The sequence below is a fragment of the Streptomyces sp. CC228A genome (genome assembly GCF_021390935.1).
Lineage (GTDB): Bacteria > Actinomycetota > Actinomycetes > Streptomycetales > Streptomycetaceae > Streptomyces.
The window spans coordinates 186,479-203,160 of record NZ_JAJPUI010000007.1 but is presented as its reverse complement, the minus strand read 5'-3'; the positions used below and the strand labels follow the sequence as shown (position 1 = coordinate 203,160).

The window sequence follows — 16,682 nt, the reverse complement described above, 5'->3', positions numbered from 1 at the left end:
CGGGCCCTCTTCCATGTCCGGGGCTCAGTGGTCGGAGTAGCTGAAGTCCCCCACCGTCCAGGCGCTGACGTCGTCGATCGACACGCGGTACATCCCGCCCGTCTCCGGGATCCCCACCGGGCCCTGGATGATCCGTGCGACATGGAAGTGGAGGTGTGTGGGGCGGCCGCCCGCCCCCGCCGCCTCGCCGAACGTGTCGGCGAACTCGCCCAGGCGGGGGGAGTCCGTCAGGACCTCCCTCACCCGCTGCCTCCACACGGCTTCCGGGGCCAGGCGCCCGGTGATGACGGCCCCACCGGTGATCACGGTCAGGGACATCTGATTGCTCTGCCCGGACTCGACCGTGGCGGCGATGTCAACGAGCAACTCGTCAGGCTTCGACATGAACGCCGATGCTAGCCACCGGGGCCGCCGGCCGTCACGGGCGAGGCGTCAACCAGCGGAGACGCGGCACGATCCGCCGCCGCGGGAGGACGGCCGCCGACCGGACGGGACGGCGGGCCGCAGCGGACGGAAGGGCCCCCGGCTCCTGCGGGCCGCCCGCACCGCCGAGGCCCCGAGCATCCGGAGGCCTCCCCCGAGGACACCGTGACACGCTCGGCGGCAGCAGCCGGGCGGTACCCCGGCGGGCAAGGTATCCGCGCTCACAGGGGAGCAAAAATCTATCTTGGCGAGAGTAGACATCGCGCCGCGACGTGGCTACAGTTTCTCTCGTAGCCGAGATCGGAAGGCCCGGCAGGGGACGAACTGCCGGGCAGCAGGACCCGCAGGACGATGCGGTGGCGGAGTCCCGGAGCCACGGTGAAGACAGAGGGCGACGGGGCTGGCGACCGCGACGGGCGGGGAGAACGGTGGCGCTTTTCGCAGGCCACCGGCAGTATGCGGCACCGAACAGTGCCGCAGTTCCCGAGTAAGTTGTTCCCATGCAGGAAACGGAGGAGTGAAGCGCCATCAGGATCGCCCGGGAAGGAACGTGAGCCCGGGTACCGCAGGACATCGTTAGGCAGGTGGTCTCCGGTCACACATCCGCGATCCCCGCATCCTCGCCCCTTGCACGGGTGACGAGGCGGACACAGTAAGCCGGTGCAGAACGCAGGCCGGCAGATGGTGCAGTTCCTTCGGGGCCCTGGTGCCGTTACGGCACCAGGGCCCCTCGACGCGTTCCCAAGAGAGGTGCGAATGACAGCAGACGATCCGATCGGCCGTCTCGACGACGACGACTACCCCGCCTACACGATGGGCCGGGCAGCCGAGATGCTCGGTACGACCCCCGGGTTCCTCCGCGCCCTCGGCAAGGCCCGGCTGATCACGCCGCTCCGCTCCGAAGGCGGTCACCGGCGCTACTCCCGCTACCAGCTGCGCCTCGCAGCCCGTGCCCGGGAACTCGTCGACCAGGGAACGCCCATCGAGGCCGCCTGCCGCATCATCATCCTTGAGGACCAGTTGGAGGAGGCCCAGCGCCTCAACGCCGAGTACCGCCGCGCGGCGGCCGAACGCCGACCACCGACCACCGACTGATCCCCCCTGGCCGCACCCGCCCCCCACACCCAGCTACAGGTTCATGCCCGGCCCGCCGGCCGGATCGCGCCCCCGCCGACGCTCCTCCACCCGCCCCAGGTCACCGACCTGGGGTTCACTGCCGTCCGGCCCCACCGCCCCGGCCCACCCGGCCGATACCGGCCGATCCCGAAGCAGGGCCGTGGCGGCGCCGGCGGGCCGGGGGAGCGGGGCCGCTCACCTGGTCCGTTGGATGTTGCCGCCCCAGGTCAAGCAGCCGAGAAGGCGAGCGTGCCAGGCGCCGAGGAACGTTCATGCAGGGCACCGGCCACCCCCGGGTGCCGCCCGGGCGGCTGACCGGCCCACCGGGTAATCTCGGGCACATCGTCATTGCGGCCCGACGGGCTTCCGCTCCACTCCGGTGGAGTCTCGAAGGACACGCCCCCACCCGCACGAGTCACTTCGTGCTGCCCGGGGGAAGCCCTTGCTGTTTCGCGCGTCCGCGAAAACGGTCGCCGCCATGGCGCTCGACCGCTCGCTGTTCCTGCACCTCACCGACCGGTTCACCCACCTCCACGGCTACCGGCCCGGTGCCTCCGAGGCCCGCTCCTGGGAGTGCAGCGTCCCCGTGCTGGCCGCGGCCCTCAACGACGCGGGGCTGGGGGACGTGGAAGTCATGCTCGAGTACGCGCTCCCGCTGAACAGCAAACGCGCCGATGCCGTCCTGGCCGGGGTGCACCCCGCCACCGGAGAGCCGTCCTACGTCGTGGTCGAGTTGAAGCAGTGGAGCCGGGCACTGCCCCACGAGGACGATCCCGCCCTGTGCCACGTCGACCCCTACCCGCACCCCGTCCTCAACCCGATCGAGCAGGTGCGCCGCTACTGCGACTACCTGGTGCACTTCAACGGGGCGGTGGCCGGACACGGGCACCGGGTCCAGGGGCTCGTATACCTGCACAACGCCGCAGAGCACGAGGTGTCCTTCCTGCGGGAGCTCGAGCGGGACGGCCGTGGACTGCTGTTCACGGAGGACAGCCGGGGCGCCCTCCTGGCACACCTCCGTACGAGGCTGAGCGACCGGCACTCCGGGGCCGGGCCCGCGGACGAACTGCTCGCGGGTGCCACGGTCCCGTCGAAGCAGCTGATGGCCGTGGCTTCCCAGGAGGTCCGGGAACGCGAGCAGTTCGTGCTCCTCGACGAGCAGCAGGTCGCGTACCGCCTGGTGCTCAACGCGGTGGACAGGGCCATGCGCGCCGACCGCAAGGAAGTCGTCATCGTCACCGGAGGGCCGGGCACGGGAAAGAGCGTCATCGCACTGCAACTGCTCGGCGAGCTCTACCGGCGCGGGATCCCTGCACTGCACGCGACCGGTTCCCAGTCCTTCACGAGGACGATGAGGAAGATCGCGGGCGCCCGCAAACGGGAGGTCCAGGACCTGTTCAAGTACTTCAACAGCTTCATGACGACGGAGAAGAACAGCCTGCGGGCGCTGATCTGCGACGAGGCCCACCGCATCCGCGAGACCTCCGCCAACCGCTACACCCGTGCCGAGCACCGCACGGGCCGGGCCCAGATCGACGAGCTCATCGACGCCGCCCACGTCCCCGTCTTCCTCCTCGACGAGCACCAGGTCGTACGGCCGGGGGAAATGGGCACCGAGGCCGAGATCAGGGCGGCAGCGGCGAGACGGGACATCCCCTGCCACGTCGTGCCACTGGACAGCCAGTTCCGCTGCGGCGGCAGCGACGCCTACCTGCGCTGGGTGGTCCGGCTCCTCGGCCTGGAGCCGGGCGGCCCGGTCGTGTGGGAACCGGACGACCGCATGCAGCTGCTGGTCGCGGACAGTCCGCAGGAGATGGAAGCCTTCCTCGCGGAGCGCCGGGCGCAGGGCTACGGCGCCAGGATGTCCGCGGGCTACTGCTGGCGCTGGTCTCCGGAACCCAAGCCCGGTGCCCCGCTGCCGCTCGATGTCGTCATCGGAGACTGGGCCCGCCCCTGGAACCTGCGCGGCGAGCGATCCGTGTCCGGCGCGCCCCCGGCCGCCCTGTGGGCCACCGACCCCGCCGGCTTCGGCCAGGTCGGCTGCGTCTACACCGCCCAGGGCTTCGAGTACGACTGGTCCGGCGTCATCATCGGGCCCGACCTCGTCTGGCGCGGCGACCACTGGGTCACGGACCCGGCGGAGTCCAAGGACCCGGTCTTCAGGAAGTCCACTCCGCACACCGACGTGAGTCGCCTGATCCGCAACACCTATAAGGTCCTGCTGACCCGCGGCATGGTCGGCACGGTCGTGTACTCCACGGACGCCGAGACACGCGAGAAGCTGCGGAGGCTGGTCAGCGGCGATCTGCAGCGTGAGACTGCCCGGATCTGACCGGCGGAGGCGCACGCGGAGCACCCATCGGGCCCGGAGGCGGGACCGTCCGCAGACCCGCGCTTTCGGCGGCCTTCGGCAGGCGACGCGTGCGCGCCGGGACGTGCCGAAGGCCGGGTCGACTCGGGACTCCGGGCCCTGGCGCCGCCCACGGAGGCATCGGCACCGCCGCCTTGCCGTGCGCCGCCGTCCCGCCACGCGGCGCCTCCCCGGCGGCGGACACACGCGGTAGGCCGGGGAGCTCCGGTGTGCGCCGCGGTCATTCCACGTGCCGGGACGAAGGAGCCCCCGTCCGTGCGGCCGGGACGTTGGAGCCCCCGTCCGTGCGGACCGAGCGATCCGGCCACGAAGCCCACCGATCGGGCCGACGCACGACCTGCGGTTTCTCCCCGAGCCGCCGCCTCCTTAAGATCACCGATACCGGTTGCGGCCCGACGGGCTTCCCCAGGGACATGCCCCCACCCGCACGAGTCACTCGTGCCCTGGGGGAACCACCTCGTGTCCATGCTCCTGCTGAAGCTGGCGGCCCATGATCTGCTCACCCTGAACGCCAGGCGCCGCATGGTGCCGCATCTCGCGGCCAGGTGGCGGCACTTCCGCGGTGCGGACGCCTCGCTGTCGGAACGCTCTGCCTGGGCCGAGAGCCTGGTGAGCCTCGCCGAGGACCTCGTCGCCGCCGGCCGCGGGAACGTCGAGATGGTCGTCGAGTGCGCCGCCACGCTCGACGAGGCCGAGCGTCCGGGGGACCCGCGACTCATCGACGTCGTCCTCGTGGGCCGTCACCCGAAGGAGAGCCGGCTGTCGGTCCAGTTGGTCGAGCTGAAACGCTGGTCGACGGTGACCAGGGTGGAGCGGGCCACAGCCGACCTGGTGCATGTGCCAGGGATGGGGAGCAAGAAGCATCCGGCACTGCAACTGAGGGACAACTACCATGCGTTCACGAGTGCTCGGGGGCCGCTGCACGGGCTGGAGTACGAGTGCGGGGGGTTCGCCTACCTGCACAACGCCACGGAGGCGACCGCGCAGCCCCTGATCGGGCCCGACGCACCGACCGGAGCCTACGCCCGCGTCTACACCGGCGACCGGCGCGAACGGCTGCTGGCCGACCTCCGGGCGACCTTCACCGAGGAGGGCGGCGCCTCCGAGGCCGAGATCCTCCTGAGGAGCATGGGCCTGCGCAACACGCCTCTCCTCGACGCCATGATCCGCTCGCGCGGAGAGGACACGGTGTTCACGCTCCGCGGTCGACAGAAGAAGGTCGCCGACGAGATCCTCGACGCCGCGGCCAAGGTGCTCCCCGATCCGAAGGCGCCTCCCCTCGTGCCGGACGACCGGCGCCTGGTCTTCCTGGTCACCGGCGGCGCGGGCACCGGAAAGAGCGCCATCGGCCTGCAGCTCAAGGCAGAACTGGAGGCGTCCGGACACACCGTCAAGTACGCGAGCGGCAGCCGGGCCTTCAACGGTGCCCTGCAGGAACATGTCGGCTACGGGGACCGGGAGTTCAAGGAGACGTTCACCTACTTCAGCAACTTCGTGACCCCGCCGGACCCGCCCCTGGACGTCCTGATCTGCGACGAGGCGCACCGCCTCCGGGAGCGGTCGACCAACCGGTTCTGGAAGCCCGAGCAGCAGGGGACCAAACCGCAGGTCGACGAACTCCTCGACGCGTCCCGGCTGACCGTCTTCTTCCTCGACGAAGGCCAGAGTGTACGCCCCCAGGAGGTCGGCACCGCCGACCTGATCGCGGACGCCGCCCGGCGGTACGGCGCTGGCCTCCTCCGGTACGGGCTGCAGGAGCAGTTCCGCTGCGGAGGAAGCGACGCGTACATCCGCTGGGTGCGTGCCGTCCTCGGAGTGGAGGACGGGCAGCCGGAGCCGTGGACACCGGACGGCCTGATGCACGTCGAGGTGGCCGACAGCCCTGAGGAACTGGAGCGGATCATCCGCGCCGAAGCGCGCGCCGGGGCTTCGGCCCGGATGGTCGCGGGGTACTGCTGGCCCTGGACGAAGCCGATCGGCAAGGAGAGGCGCCTGGAGAACGACGTGCGGATCGGCGCGTGGCACAGACCGTGGAACGCGGACAGTGACGCCTTCTGCGCGGACGGAGCACCGCCGTGCACGATCTGGTCCGTACACGAGAAGGGGCTCGACCAGATCGGCTGCGTGTACACCGCGCAGGGCCTCGAGTGGGACTGGTGCGGGGTGATCATGGGAGAGGACATGGTGCGCCGGGACGGGCGGTGGGTGTTCCACCAGGGCAAGGCGCGCAAGGACCCGGAGACCGGGGTCAAGCGCGTCGGGGTCCCCGGTTCGTTCGACCCGAAGGTGCGGGCCGGCAGCGTCGACGACGAGGAGTTCGCTCGGCTGGTCCGGCACGCCTACCACGTCCTGATGACCCGGGCGTCCCGCGCCACGGTGCTCTACTCCACGGACGAGGAGACCCGGGCGTACCTGAAGGAACTGGTCGGCGAGGTCCACGTGCACGGGCTGCGGCCCACGTGGGAGAACCTTCCGGAGGAGGCACGTGTCACGCACCTGCCCCGGCCGCGCCGGGGGCGCGGCTCCCGCAGGAAGCGGAGGAACACGGGACCGCAGGTGCCGGATCTGCGCCTGTTCTGAGGCCGGTGGCAAGGAAAGGTGGCGGGCTCTCCGGGCCCGCCACCCGCCTGTGTCAGAAGACCAGGCGCGCTGCCGCCGCCAGGGCCGCCACCACGAGCTGGGTGACCGCACCCGCGGCGACGTCGACCAGGATCTCGCGAAGCCGGTGACGACGTGCAGAGATGTACTCAACGGGATTCACAGGTGTCCACTCCTCGGCGTGAGCTGTGGAATGGCGGGACCGCCCTTCCGGGCATCCGCAGTCACGCCGCGTGTGACACGCAGTGGAGACCATTCGTCAGTCACAGCCGGGGACCGGCGCCTGAACACCGCCGACGTACCCTCCGGGAAGGTGCGCAGCGCACGTCACTCTAGTGCACCCCCGAATCGGCGGTCACGGTTTTCGGCCACCTCGGCGGTGGTGGAAGGCCGCGCCGCGTCACGACGGCTCGGCTGGACCATCCTGGAGGTCGAGGTCAGAAGCGCTCGATCTCCTGGTCGGCCGGGATCTGATAGCAGCCCGAGATGAGCATCAGACTCAGTTTCGGACGGTCGTTCTTCGCGTCCTGAGTGATCTTGACACTCGACTTCCGCTCGTCGTTGTCGGCCGTGAGAGTAAGGTTCTTGTTCCGACTGCGGTCAGGGCCGTACTGGACAATCTTCCAGCCATGCTTCGGCAAATCCTGCTTGAGTTGCTCCATCGCCTGGTCGAGCTGATCCGCTGAGGAAGGATAGAAGCTCCACGGGTGGAAGACACGGAAGTACTTCTCCCGATCCTTGCCCGCGCAGTCCATGACTCCTGCACGACTGTCCGACGTCTCCCCCTTGACGGTGATCAGGTCGTAGATTTCACTGGACGCCTTCTCCAGCTGATCTGAGGCGGCGCTGGACGTACTGGTGCCGGCAAAGGGGACGTTGTTCGGTTCTTCGTTCATGCTGCACCCTGTGAGAGTGATCAATAGGATGGAGATGGGGAGCGCCCATGCGCCCAGTCTGGTATTCACGCTGAGGAGCCTCGCTTGGTCGGCCAGTGCACGGCACGGTTGCTTCAGTGGCTGTGAGACCGAGGGATCACCGGCTAATCCAATTGCACCTTGTCGTACCGTCCGGCCACCACCAGGGCTTGATTCATCAGGCTCTCGGAACCTTCGTCCCAGTACCCGCTGTGACCTTCGGAGTCCGTGGTCATCTGATGGGCGCCGAACGATTCGTCGCTGGGAATCACCGCGTAGTGTCTCCACCTGTTTCCGCCGTGTCCCCAACGGCCGATATCCGGGACGGCGTCACCGTCTGCCTCCTGGTTCCAGACATGTCCCCGAGGCACGTCCAGCTCCTCGGCCGTGGCGACGGTGACCCCGGGGCTTCCTGCAGTGATCACGTCATCTGCGTTCAGCGTGCCGTGGTCCGCTGCGGAGCCGACGAGAGTCGTGCCGTATGAGTGGCCGATCACTGTGCGGTGTGTCCCCGAGCCGCCGGCATGTGACGCCTCCAGGCCATCGAGAAACCGGTTGAAGGCCGGGGCACCGTCATCTGCGTAGTGACGGAAGGGAGAGTCTGTGACGATATTCTGGGGCGCATCGTATCCGAGCCAGGTGATCGTGGACACGGCTCTGCCGTCAGCTTCATCATCGGCCAAACGCCATACGCGGACCATCCGGTCGATATCGCCACCGATGCTCTCCAACCTCGCTGTCGTCCCCGGTACGTAGACGGCCTGATGGTCGGCTGTGTCGGGATTCCCGTTGGCTATGATCGCCCGGCCGTTTCCTTCGGGGCTGAATCCCAGGAGGTAAGCCTCAGGGAGATCCCTTTTCCCGGTCTGGTCGAAGCGCTGCTGGATCCTGTCCATGCCGGCTATGGCCGCCTTCAGCTGGGAGTATCGTTCTCCGTGCTGACGGTGCCACTCCATCCATTCGTCCGTGTGCACCTTAGACGGGTAACCGCCTGCGTTGATCCAGGTCCACTCGTGGGCAGGTGGCTTAGGGATGGAGTTCAGCTCCAACCGGTACTCGGCCTGTGTTTGGACGAAGACGCTGCGGTTGGCCTCGTCGCGGACAGGGGAGGGCAGGCCGTCGAGCTTCCCCACAGTGGCAGGCTCCAACGAGAGCCACGCCGCCTGCTCCTCCGGGCTCAATCCCTTCCACCACGCCGCGTTGTCCTTTGGACTGCCGTCCTTCGGGGGTTCGGGGAGGGAGTCGACGTAGTTCTTGCCTGCATCGCGGACGCCACCTGTGTTCGAATCGACATCAGCCCAGTCCCGGTCGGAGACGGTCAGGTCGTCGTCGGCCTTCAAAGCGCGCAGCTTCGGGGCCCACTTGGCATCCGCGTCCGTGGCCTCTTTCAGCGCGTCGGCGATCCGGTTGGCGAACTCCAGCGCCTTGCCGTAGTGCGGGTTCGGGTGTGCGTTAGCCGCCTGGCGGTAGATCGCGTCCGCCACGGAAGAGGTCGGGCCGCCGGTGCCCGTGACCGTGCCGCCCTCCGGGACCTTGCCGTCGATCTCCTCGCCGCCTGCCGGGAAGCTGACCGAACCGTCCTGGTTCACCCTGCAGCCGGCGGCCTGCGCATCCGCCATGGCCGCGTCCAGCTTCCGCTTGGCTGCGGCCATGTCGTACGCGAAGCCGCCCAGTGCGGTGCTCACCAGGCCGCACTCGGTCTGCACGTAGTGGAAGTTCTTCGAGAGTTCCTTGAGTTCGTTCAGGGCCGCGGTCGCTGCCTGGCCTTCGAGCTGTGCGTGGATGCCGGAAGTGATCCGGATGTCGATCGCGTCCTTGGCCTTGGCGGCCATGTCGCCCGTGGCGCGGTAGCCGTCGGCTGCGTCCTCATAAGCGGTCGGCTTGAACTTCCTGAGCGTCGCCAGATCCATGGCCCTCGATCACCGGCCCTTCGTCTGACCACCGACGGCCTCGGTGTCCCGGTACTTCGCCTTGATGTTCTGGAACTCTTCCTCGATCGCCTTGTCGGTCAGCGCCAGATCGCGCCCTGCCCGCTCGAGCAGTCCGCCCAGCGTGCCGCAGCGGTCGCTCACCTTGCCGACGTAGGCCTTCCAGGAGGTGTACAGCTCCTTCTGCGCTGCCGCCGACTGGCACCCGGACGCGTCCTGCACACCCGACTGCCCGTCCTCCAGCTTCTTCAGGCCCTGGCTGATGTCGGACTTCAGACCGTTGACGCCCTCACCCGCCTGGGCCCAGGCCTTCTTCTGTGTCTTCAGCTCTCCGGAGGAGCTTCCGTCCCGGCCCCCGGAGCCGCCGAATGCCGGAAGCTGGTTGAGCTGCATCCGAGTTGCTCGGTGTTCAGCGGCTTCGCTCTTGAGCTGTTCCCACTCGTCCCACGACATCGGCGCCCCTCCACAGTGGGTCTGTCCTACGGCCCAACCGGGCCCTGACCGTCACCCTAACGAGATCCGGCTGAAGATCATCCGGATCACCTCGATCTGCGGGCCGGAATGCCCCTGCTCGCCCTGAGCGGCGAAATCCGCAGGTGGAGCCTCGCTTTGCGGCTCCGGTTGTTGTTCTCCGCCGCCGCCCATCTCGTCACCACCATCCGCCGCCGGCAGGGCGCGCAGCGGCTCGCCCCACTGAGGTTTTCTCAGCGAAATAATCTTCGCGAAGCCGGGTGAACTGCTCGGCTCGGTATGGATCGGGCAACCGGGGCCCGGACGCGAACAGGCGTGAAGCCCCTGGTAGGACAGGTCTCTCTCACAAGATCGTCCGCTGAACCAGAGGCTTCACGTTGGTTACCTATGTTGCCACGCTCGACGTCCCGCGCCACGTCGTGGAGTACCTGTCCCGCCTGCTGGTCGCGCACCGACGACGCATCGGCACGCCGAAAGGCTCGCGGGCGCTGGGCCCGTTCCGGCAGGCGGTGCTGATTCTGCGCTGGTTCCGCGAACGCGGCTGCGTGCATTGCCTCGCCCGAGACGCCGGCGTCTCCCAGGCCACCGGCTACCGCTACCTGCACGAAGGCATCGACGTCCTTTCCGACCAGGCCCCCGACCTGCACGAAGTCCTGAACCGCTGCCGCCGCGAGGGCATGACGCACGTGATCCTCGACGGCACGCTGATCGAGTCCGACCGCCTCGCCGGCGTTCGAGAGAACGGCAACGACCTGTGGTTCAGCCAGAAACACAAGGCGTTCGGCGGGAACATCCAGTTCCTGTCCGCTCCGGACGGCACCCCTCTGTGGGTCTCCGACGTCGAGCCCGGTTCCACCCCCGACATCACCGTAGCCCGCATCCACGTCCTGCCCGCCCTCTACCAGGCAGCCGCCGACGGGCTGCCGACCCTGGCAGACAAGGGCTACATCGGCGCGGGCATCGGCGTCCTCATCCCCGTCCGCCGCCCAAAGGGCAAGCCCGAACAGGCACTGCACGTCGACACCCGCGTGTTCAACACCCTGGTGCGGCACGTGCGAGCCCTCGGTGAGCGCACCGCCGCCGAGCTCAAGCAGCGCTGGCGCACCCTGCAGCACGTCACGCTCAGCCCAAGCCGGATCGGCGACATCGCCCGCGCCGCCCTCGTCCTCAACGAAATCTGGAAGTGATCACCACTGAGAAAACCTCACTCGCTCAGTGCCTTGCCGCTCACCACGGACCCGCGCTTCGCCAACCCGCCGCGCCGTGGGGAACCGGCTGCCCGGGTCCCACCGCGAAGCCTGGTAGGGCCCGGCGTCACCGCGACCGGCACGCCGAGGCCACCAGGTCGCCCCGGCGCGTACGAACACCGTCGGCGACATCCATATCGCGGACCTCGCGTGCGGCGTCGGCGGGGCGCTCGGCTGCAACGTCGCGGTGGCGCCCGGCCGTTCCCGAAGAAGCTCGTCGGCGACGTACGCGACCGGGTGAACCGGTTCGACGGCCTTGACCCCCGGTCCCACCGGCGGGACGGTCATGAGCAGCGACTGCGCCGCCGTGGATGACGGCGCGGCCGGGCCGCTGGGGCGCGGGCAGGGCTTGTGGGAGCGGCGCGCCGGTCTGCGTCACGGGGTGGCGCAGGCTGTCCCGTTCAGGGTGAAGTCGGTCGGTTTCGTGAAGGTGCCGCCGTACGTTCCCTGGAAGCCGAAGGTCTGGCTGGTGTCGGGGGCGAGGTGCGTGTTGTGCGCCAGGGCGCTCGCCGTCACGGTTCCGGACGCGGGGGTGAGGGTGGCGTTCCAGGCGTGGGTGATCTGCTGGCCGGACGGCAGCGTGAAGGCGAGCTGCCAGCCGTCCACGGGGGCCGAGCCGGTGTTGGTGACGGTGACGCTCGACGTGAAGCCGCCCTGCCAGACGGAGGCGGCGTACGACACCCGGCAGGTCGGCGCCGGGTCGCCGGGGTCGCTCGGGTCGCCGGGGCCGCCGGGGTCGCTCCCGGTGTTTACGGTCGACGAGAAGGAGTGCACCGCCAGCCCGGCGCCGTTCTCCCACGGCTCGAAGCCCGCCTGGATGCTCGTCAGGTACCAGTCGTCCTGGGCCAGTCCGCGGGCGACGGCCTGCCGGACGAAGTCCATCACGTCGAAGCTCCAGCTGTCGATCGCCGAAGGGGCGACGAAGGACAGGACGTCGTTGGAGCCGTTGCTGCCGGTCCACACCTCCCAGGAACGACCGCCGACCGACGCCGTGCCGACCGGGGAGCCGATCGGCTGGACGGGGCCCACCCGGTTGAACCAGATCATGATCTCGGTCCGGTTCACGCCGTCGGTGCGCGGGGTCGGGTCCAGCCAGATGTCGTACGAGGCGTTGTACACGGCGTTCGGGACGTAGCCGTACGTGATGCTGCTGGGCGTGCTGGAGATGCTGCTGAGCCGGGCCGGGAGCCGGGTGCCGGGGGAGCAGTTGGTGTAGTGGCAGCCGTCGAAGACCGACGGGTACGACTTCGGGGCTCCGTTGGTGGGGACGGCTCCGTCGGCCCGGGTGAGCCGGAAGCCCGTGTCGGTGGCGGTGACGCACTGGGTGGCACTGGTGCCCCAGCGGTTGTTCTGGACGACGTAGCGGCCCTGGATGACGGTCGAGCCGTACTGCTCGCAGATCGTGGTGTCGGCCTGCGCCTGCGGCGCGGCGACCAGCAGTGCCGCGACCGCGGCGAGGGGAGCGAGCAGCGCGCCGAACACGGCGCGTGCGGTGCGTGAGCGGTGCGGTGACAGGCGCATGCGGGTGCCTCTCTCGGAGGGGGAGCCGGCTGTCGGCGGTAGCGGGAGCGCTCCTGTGCGCAGGGTGGGAGCGCTCCCAGTGAGGGTCGGACCCGGACTGTAGGAGTCCGTCCCCTGTCTGGCAACCCCGTGCGCGCCATCCGCGGCGGATTTCGCGTGGCGGGGCAGGAACCGGGGGCGCCGCGCCGCCGGTGCTGTCGGGTGGGTCAGCGTCAGCCGCCGGGTGCGGTGGTCGTACGGCGCGGTGCCCATCCGGCGCCGACCGTGGCCGCCGTGCGCCCGTCGGTCCCGGGGTGGCGGCCGGTGCGCGCCGCCGCCGGGACCGGGGTGGCCGTCAGGCCGGGCAGCCCGGCTCCGCCACGACGTAGTACCCCGGTGCGGTCTGCCGGAGCGTGCGGGTGGTGAAGGTGTTCCAGAGGCCCATGGGGTCGCCGGAGCCATTGGCGTAGGTGCGGCCGCCGCTCTGGTGGGCGCGGCCGGCGAGTGTGTGGTCGTAGGTGCTCGCCGTGTGGCACGTGGGCGTGAACCCGGTGGTGGTCGCGGTGGCGGTCGCCGACAGGGCCCCGACCGCGCCCGACGGGTCGACGGCGGCCACGGTGTAGGCGTACGTGGTCCCGGTGGCCAGTCCGGTGTCGGTGTGGCCGGTGGCGGCGGTGGCGGCCACCTTCGTGCCGCCGCGGTAGACGTGGTACGAGGCCGCGCCGGGCACCGCCTGCCAGGCGAGGGTGGTGGTCGTGTCGGTGGTGCCGGTCACCGTCAGCCCCGTGGGCGCGGGCAGCGCCCCGGGGTCCTGGCCGCCGCCGTCGAGCCCCCAGAAGCGGACGGTGTGGTGGCTGGAGCACAGGGAGTCGAGGTAGTACGTGCCGGTGCTGCCGCACTGCTCGGGGCCGCTGCCCGGATCGACGGCGAGGCCGTGCCCCATGCCGGAGACGGTGTACACCTCCACGGCGGGCCGGCCGGCACCGTCGTCGTACACGTCGAGCGTGGCGCCCCCGGCGAGGGTGCGTGTGCGGGACGGCGTCTGGCCGATGCCCCACACGTCGGTCCACTGGTCGCGCAGTTCGGCGGCGTTGGCGGGGCGGACGGTGGTGTCGGCGGTGCCCTGCCAGATCGCCACGCGCGGCCAGGACGCCGTGCCGGCCGGGGCCGCGGAGCGCACGAGGCCGCCCCATTGCGCGGGTGTCCTGTCCGGGGGGCTGTACATGCAGGTGTACGCGGTGGTCAGGTTGTCCGCGCAGCGGGCGGGCAGGCCGGAGTGGATGGCGCCGCCCGCGAACACGTCGGGGTACGCGGCGAGCATGTTCGCCGTCATGCCGCCGCCCGCCGACAGGCCGGTGATGTGGACGCGCCCCGGGTCGCCGCCGAAGCGGCCGAGCGCGTCGTCCACCATCTGCCGGATCGACAGGGCCTCGCCCTGGCCGCGTGCGCTGTCGCCCGGCTCGAACCAGTTGAAGCACGCGTTGGCGCTGTTCGCGGTGCCGGTCTGGGGGAGCACCAGCGCGAAGCCGTACCGGTCGGCGAGCTCCGGCCAGCCGGAGTGCGTGAAGTAGTCGGCCGCGCTCTGCGTGCAGCCGTGCAGGGCGACGATCAGCGGGGCGCCGGCGGGCAGGTCGGCGGGTGCGTAGGCGTACATGGACAGGTTGCCCGGGTTCGTACCGAAGCCGGTGATCCGGGTGAGGCTCGCGGCGGACGCCTGCGGGCCCGCGGCCACCAGACCCGCGGCGGACGCCTGCGGGCCCGCCGCCACCAGGCCCGCCGCGAGGGCCAGGGCCCCCGCGGCGGCGGTGAGCCGGCGGCGCAGGCGCCCGGCGGGGCCGCGGCGCTGCGTGCTGCGGGGGCGCTTCGCGGGGCCGGGACGCTTCGCGGGGCCGGGATGCTTCGCGGCGCGGATCGGGGTGTGCGGCTGTGCCATGGCGGCTGCCTCCAGACGCGGTCGACGGCATGCGGACCGACGCCGGGCCGGTGGCCGGGCCGTCGGTGTGACGCACATCATGGGAGCCCTGTGGCCGGATCGGCATGGCCCGGACATCCAGGACGGAGACCGCTCGTGTGTGCCGGCCCTCCATGGCCGGGGCCGCGCACGCTTCTGCAGGGAGCGGCCCTGGCCGGACCTGCTCCTGGACGCCAGCGGTGGTGCGGCCCCTCGCCGGTGGGTCCCGACGAAGCGTCAACCGGACCCGTTAGACGGTGCGGTGGCGGCGCGGGGCCGTCCGGTGGCGGTCTGGTGGCGGCGCGGGGGCGGGTGGGGCCGGTGGTCGCCGTGATGGTCGCCGTCGATGGCCGCCGTAGTGCTCCGTCGCGGTCGCGATGGTGCCCGGACCCATCACCGGGCGTCGGAGGGTGGGGCGCGGACCCATGGGTCCCGGCGGACCGGGCGGCATAGCCTCCGCGGGTTCCCCGTTCGCGCCCACCGGAGGCACACCCATGCGTCTCTCCTCCCACCGCCCGCCACGGCCCCGCAGACGGGGCGTCGCGGCGGCCCTCGCCCTCACCGCGCTCGTCCTCGTACCCTCCGCGGCCGCGACGGCCGCGACGGCCGCGACGGCCGCGACGGCCACGGCGACCGCGACCGCGACCGCGACCACGGCCACGACGGCGACCGCGACCACGGCCGCGACGGTGACCCCGACGGCGACCACGGCCACGGCCGCGACCGCGGCCGCGCCGCCCGGTCCTGTCGGCCGCTGCGCCCGCATGGCCCGGCTGCACGTCCCGGGTGCCGAGTACCAGCAGGCCTCCTGCCTCGCCGAGTTGACGACGGCGGGCACGGTCGCGTCGGGGCACACCGACCCCGCGGACTGGGCCGGCCTGACCCCCGAGGGCCTGGCCGTGCCCAGCGGAGTGCCCGGTGTCCAACTCGACGGCTACTTCCCGGACACCTCCACCACCAACACCCGCCACGGCTGGCACCACGACGCCCAGTTCGTGATCCGCCTGCCGGACCGGTGGAACGGCGGCCTGGTGGTGGCCGGCACCCCCGGCAACCGCGCGCAGTACGCCAACGACCGCGCCATCGCCGACTGGGTCCTCGCCCGCGGCTACGCCTACGCCGCCACCGACAAGGGCAACACCGGCCTGGCCTTCCACCGGGACGGCGAGGAACCGGGCGATGCCATCGCCGAGTGGAACCACCGCCTCACCCAACTGACCCGCGCCGCCCGCGCCACCGTCGCCCAGCGCTACCACCGCCCCCCGGCCCGCACCCTGGTGACGGGCATCTCCAACGGCGGCTACCTGGTGCGCTGGCAGTTGGAGAACCACCCCGAGCTGTACGACGGCGGCGTCGACTGGGAGGGCACGCTGTGGCGGGCGGACGGGCCCACCCTGCTGGACTTCCTGCCGACGGCCCTGCGCGAGTACCCCGTGTACGCCGCCGGCGGCGACGGCGCGGACCGCGCCCGGCAGGCCCTGCACGCCGCCGGGTACCCGGCCGGGTCGGAGTTCCTGTGGCCGTACCACCACCGGGTCTACTGGGACCTGACCCAGCGCGTCTACCGCGAGGAGCTCGACCCCGGCTTCGACGGCGCCACCGAGGCCGGCGCCCCCTACTGCGCGCCGGGGGCACCCGCCTGCGACGCCGACTACGACTACGCGGCGCGACCCGGCGAGGTCCGGCGGGCGGTGCAGAAGATCGCGCTCACCGGGCGGATCGGCAGGCCGCTGCTGACCGTGCACGGCACGCTCGACGTGCTGCTCCCCATCAGCCGCGGCTCCGACGTGTACGCCCGCATGGTGCGCGAGGCCGGCCGCGGGCACCTGCACCGCTATTACCGGATCGAGGGCGGCACCCACGCCGACGCCCTCGTCGACGTGTTCCCCGACCGGTTGCGTCCGCTCACGCCCTGCCACCGCGCGGCCTTCACCGCGCTGGAGGGCTGGCTTTGGGGCGGTCCCCGGCCTCCCGCCTCCGGAACCGTCGCCCTGCCCGGTCGCGTACCGCCCGGCACCCTCGTGCACACCTGCTCCCTGGCCGCGAGGCCGGCGCCGCGCCGCTGACCGCGGGGCGGCTGCGGGGCGGCTGCGGGGCGGCGCTGTCGCCCGCCCCGGGGCGGCGGTCATGGTGGCCGCCACCACCCTGGGGCGGCGGTTTGTG

At 71.1% G+C, this 16,682-nt stretch carries 12 protein-coding genes; 5 read left to right on the top strand and 7 right to left on the bottom strand.

Annotation, left to right across the window (positions count from 1 at the left end):
- Positions 1 to 24 precede the first annotated feature (24 nt).
- On the bottom strand, positions 25 to 384 hold the full coding sequence (locus tag L6E17_RS20885) for a hypothetical protein (RefSeq protein ID WP_236242278.1): 360 nt from the start codon (positions 382 to 384) through the stop codon (positions 25 to 27).
- A gap of 795 nt (positions 385 to 1,179) precedes the next feature.
- Here L6E17_RS20885 and L6E17_RS20880 point away from each other — a divergent pair.
- The 3 genes from L6E17_RS20880 to L6E17_RS20870 all read left to right on the top strand — a co-directional run bounded on the left by L6E17_RS20880 (position 1,180) and on the right by L6E17_RS20870 (position 6,490).
- Positions 1,180 to 1,518, top strand: a complete 339-nt coding sequence (locus tag L6E17_RS20880) for a MerR family transcriptional regulator (RefSeq protein ID WP_236242277.1) — start codon at positions 1,180 to 1,182, stop codon at positions 1,516 to 1,518.
- A gap of 463 nt (positions 1,519 to 1,981) precedes the next feature.
- Positions 1,982 to 3,871, top strand: a complete 1,890-nt coding sequence (locus L6E17_RS20875) for a DUF2075 domain-containing protein (protein ID WP_236242276.1) — start codon at positions 1,982 to 1,984, stop codon at positions 3,869 to 3,871.
- Between the two features lie 504 nt (positions 3,872 to 4,375).
- Positions 4,376 to 6,490, top strand: a complete 2,115-nt coding sequence (locus L6E17_RS20870; protein WP_236242475.1) for a DUF2075 domain-containing protein — start codon at positions 4,376 to 4,378, stop codon at positions 6,488 to 6,490.
- A 52-nt stretch (positions 6,491 to 6,542) separates the two neighbouring features.
- On the opposite strand, the gene L6E17_RS31115 is transcribed toward L6E17_RS20870, so the two are convergent.
- The 4 genes from L6E17_RS31115 to L6E17_RS20850 form a co-directional block, all read right to left on the bottom strand.
- Entirely contained in the window at positions 6,543 to 6,671 is a 129-nt protein-coding gene (locus L6E17_RS31115; protein WP_236242275.1) for a DUF6408 family protein, read from the bottom strand.
- Positions 6,672 to 6,945: 274 nt separating this feature from the next.
- On the bottom strand, positions 6,946 to 7,404 hold the full coding sequence (locus L6E17_RS20860; protein WP_236242274.1) for a hypothetical protein: 459 nt from the start codon (positions 7,402 to 7,404) through the stop codon (positions 6,946 to 6,948).
- A gap of 143 nt (positions 7,405 to 7,547) precedes the next feature.
- Positions 7,548 to 9,332 (bottom strand): alpha/beta hydrolase, encoded by a 1,785-nt coding sequence (locus L6E17_RS20855; protein ID WP_236242273.1) that lies wholly within the window; start codon positions 9,330 to 9,332, stop codon positions 7,548 to 7,550.
- A gap of 9 nt (positions 9,333 to 9,341) precedes the next feature.
- Entirely contained in the window at positions 9,342 to 9,803 is a 462-nt protein-coding gene (locus L6E17_RS20850) for a hypothetical protein (protein ID WP_236242272.1), read from the bottom strand.
- A gap of 395 nt (positions 9,804 to 10,198) precedes the next feature.
- Between L6E17_RS20850 and L6E17_RS20845 the strand changes: the two genes are divergently transcribed.
- Positions 10,199 to 11,008 (top strand): transposase family protein, encoded by an 810-nt coding sequence (locus L6E17_RS20845; RefSeq protein WP_236242271.1) that lies wholly within the window; start codon positions 10,199 to 10,201, stop codon positions 11,006 to 11,008.
- A 435-nt stretch (positions 11,009 to 11,443) separates the two neighbouring features.
- Here L6E17_RS20845 and L6E17_RS20840 read toward each other — a convergent pair whose 3' ends face one another.
- Together L6E17_RS20840 and L6E17_RS20835 are read right to left on the bottom strand one after the other, a co-directional pair.
- Positions 11,444 to 12,589: a cellulose binding domain-containing protein gene (locus L6E17_RS20840; RefSeq protein ID WP_236242270.1), complete on the bottom strand. Its 1,146-nt coding sequence runs from the start codon at positions 12,587 to 12,589 to the stop codon at positions 11,444 to 11,446.
- Between the two features lie 334 nt (positions 12,590 to 12,923).
- Positions 12,924 to 14,501, bottom strand: coding sequence for a PHB depolymerase family esterase (locus L6E17_RS20835; protein WP_236242269.1), 1,578 nt, complete (start codon positions 14,499 to 14,501; stop codon positions 12,924 to 12,926).
- Positions 14,502 to 15,013: 512 nt separating this feature from the next.
- On the opposite strand from L6E17_RS20835, the gene L6E17_RS20830 reads away from it, so the two are divergent.
- Positions 15,014 to 16,585 carry a tannase/feruloyl esterase family alpha/beta hydrolase gene (locus L6E17_RS20830; RefSeq protein ID WP_236242268.1) on the top strand — a complete coding sequence of 524 codons (1,572 nt, stop codon included), beginning with the start codon at positions 15,014 to 15,016 and terminating at the stop codon, positions 16,583 to 16,585.
- Positions 16,586 to 16,682: the final 97 nt, after the last annotated feature.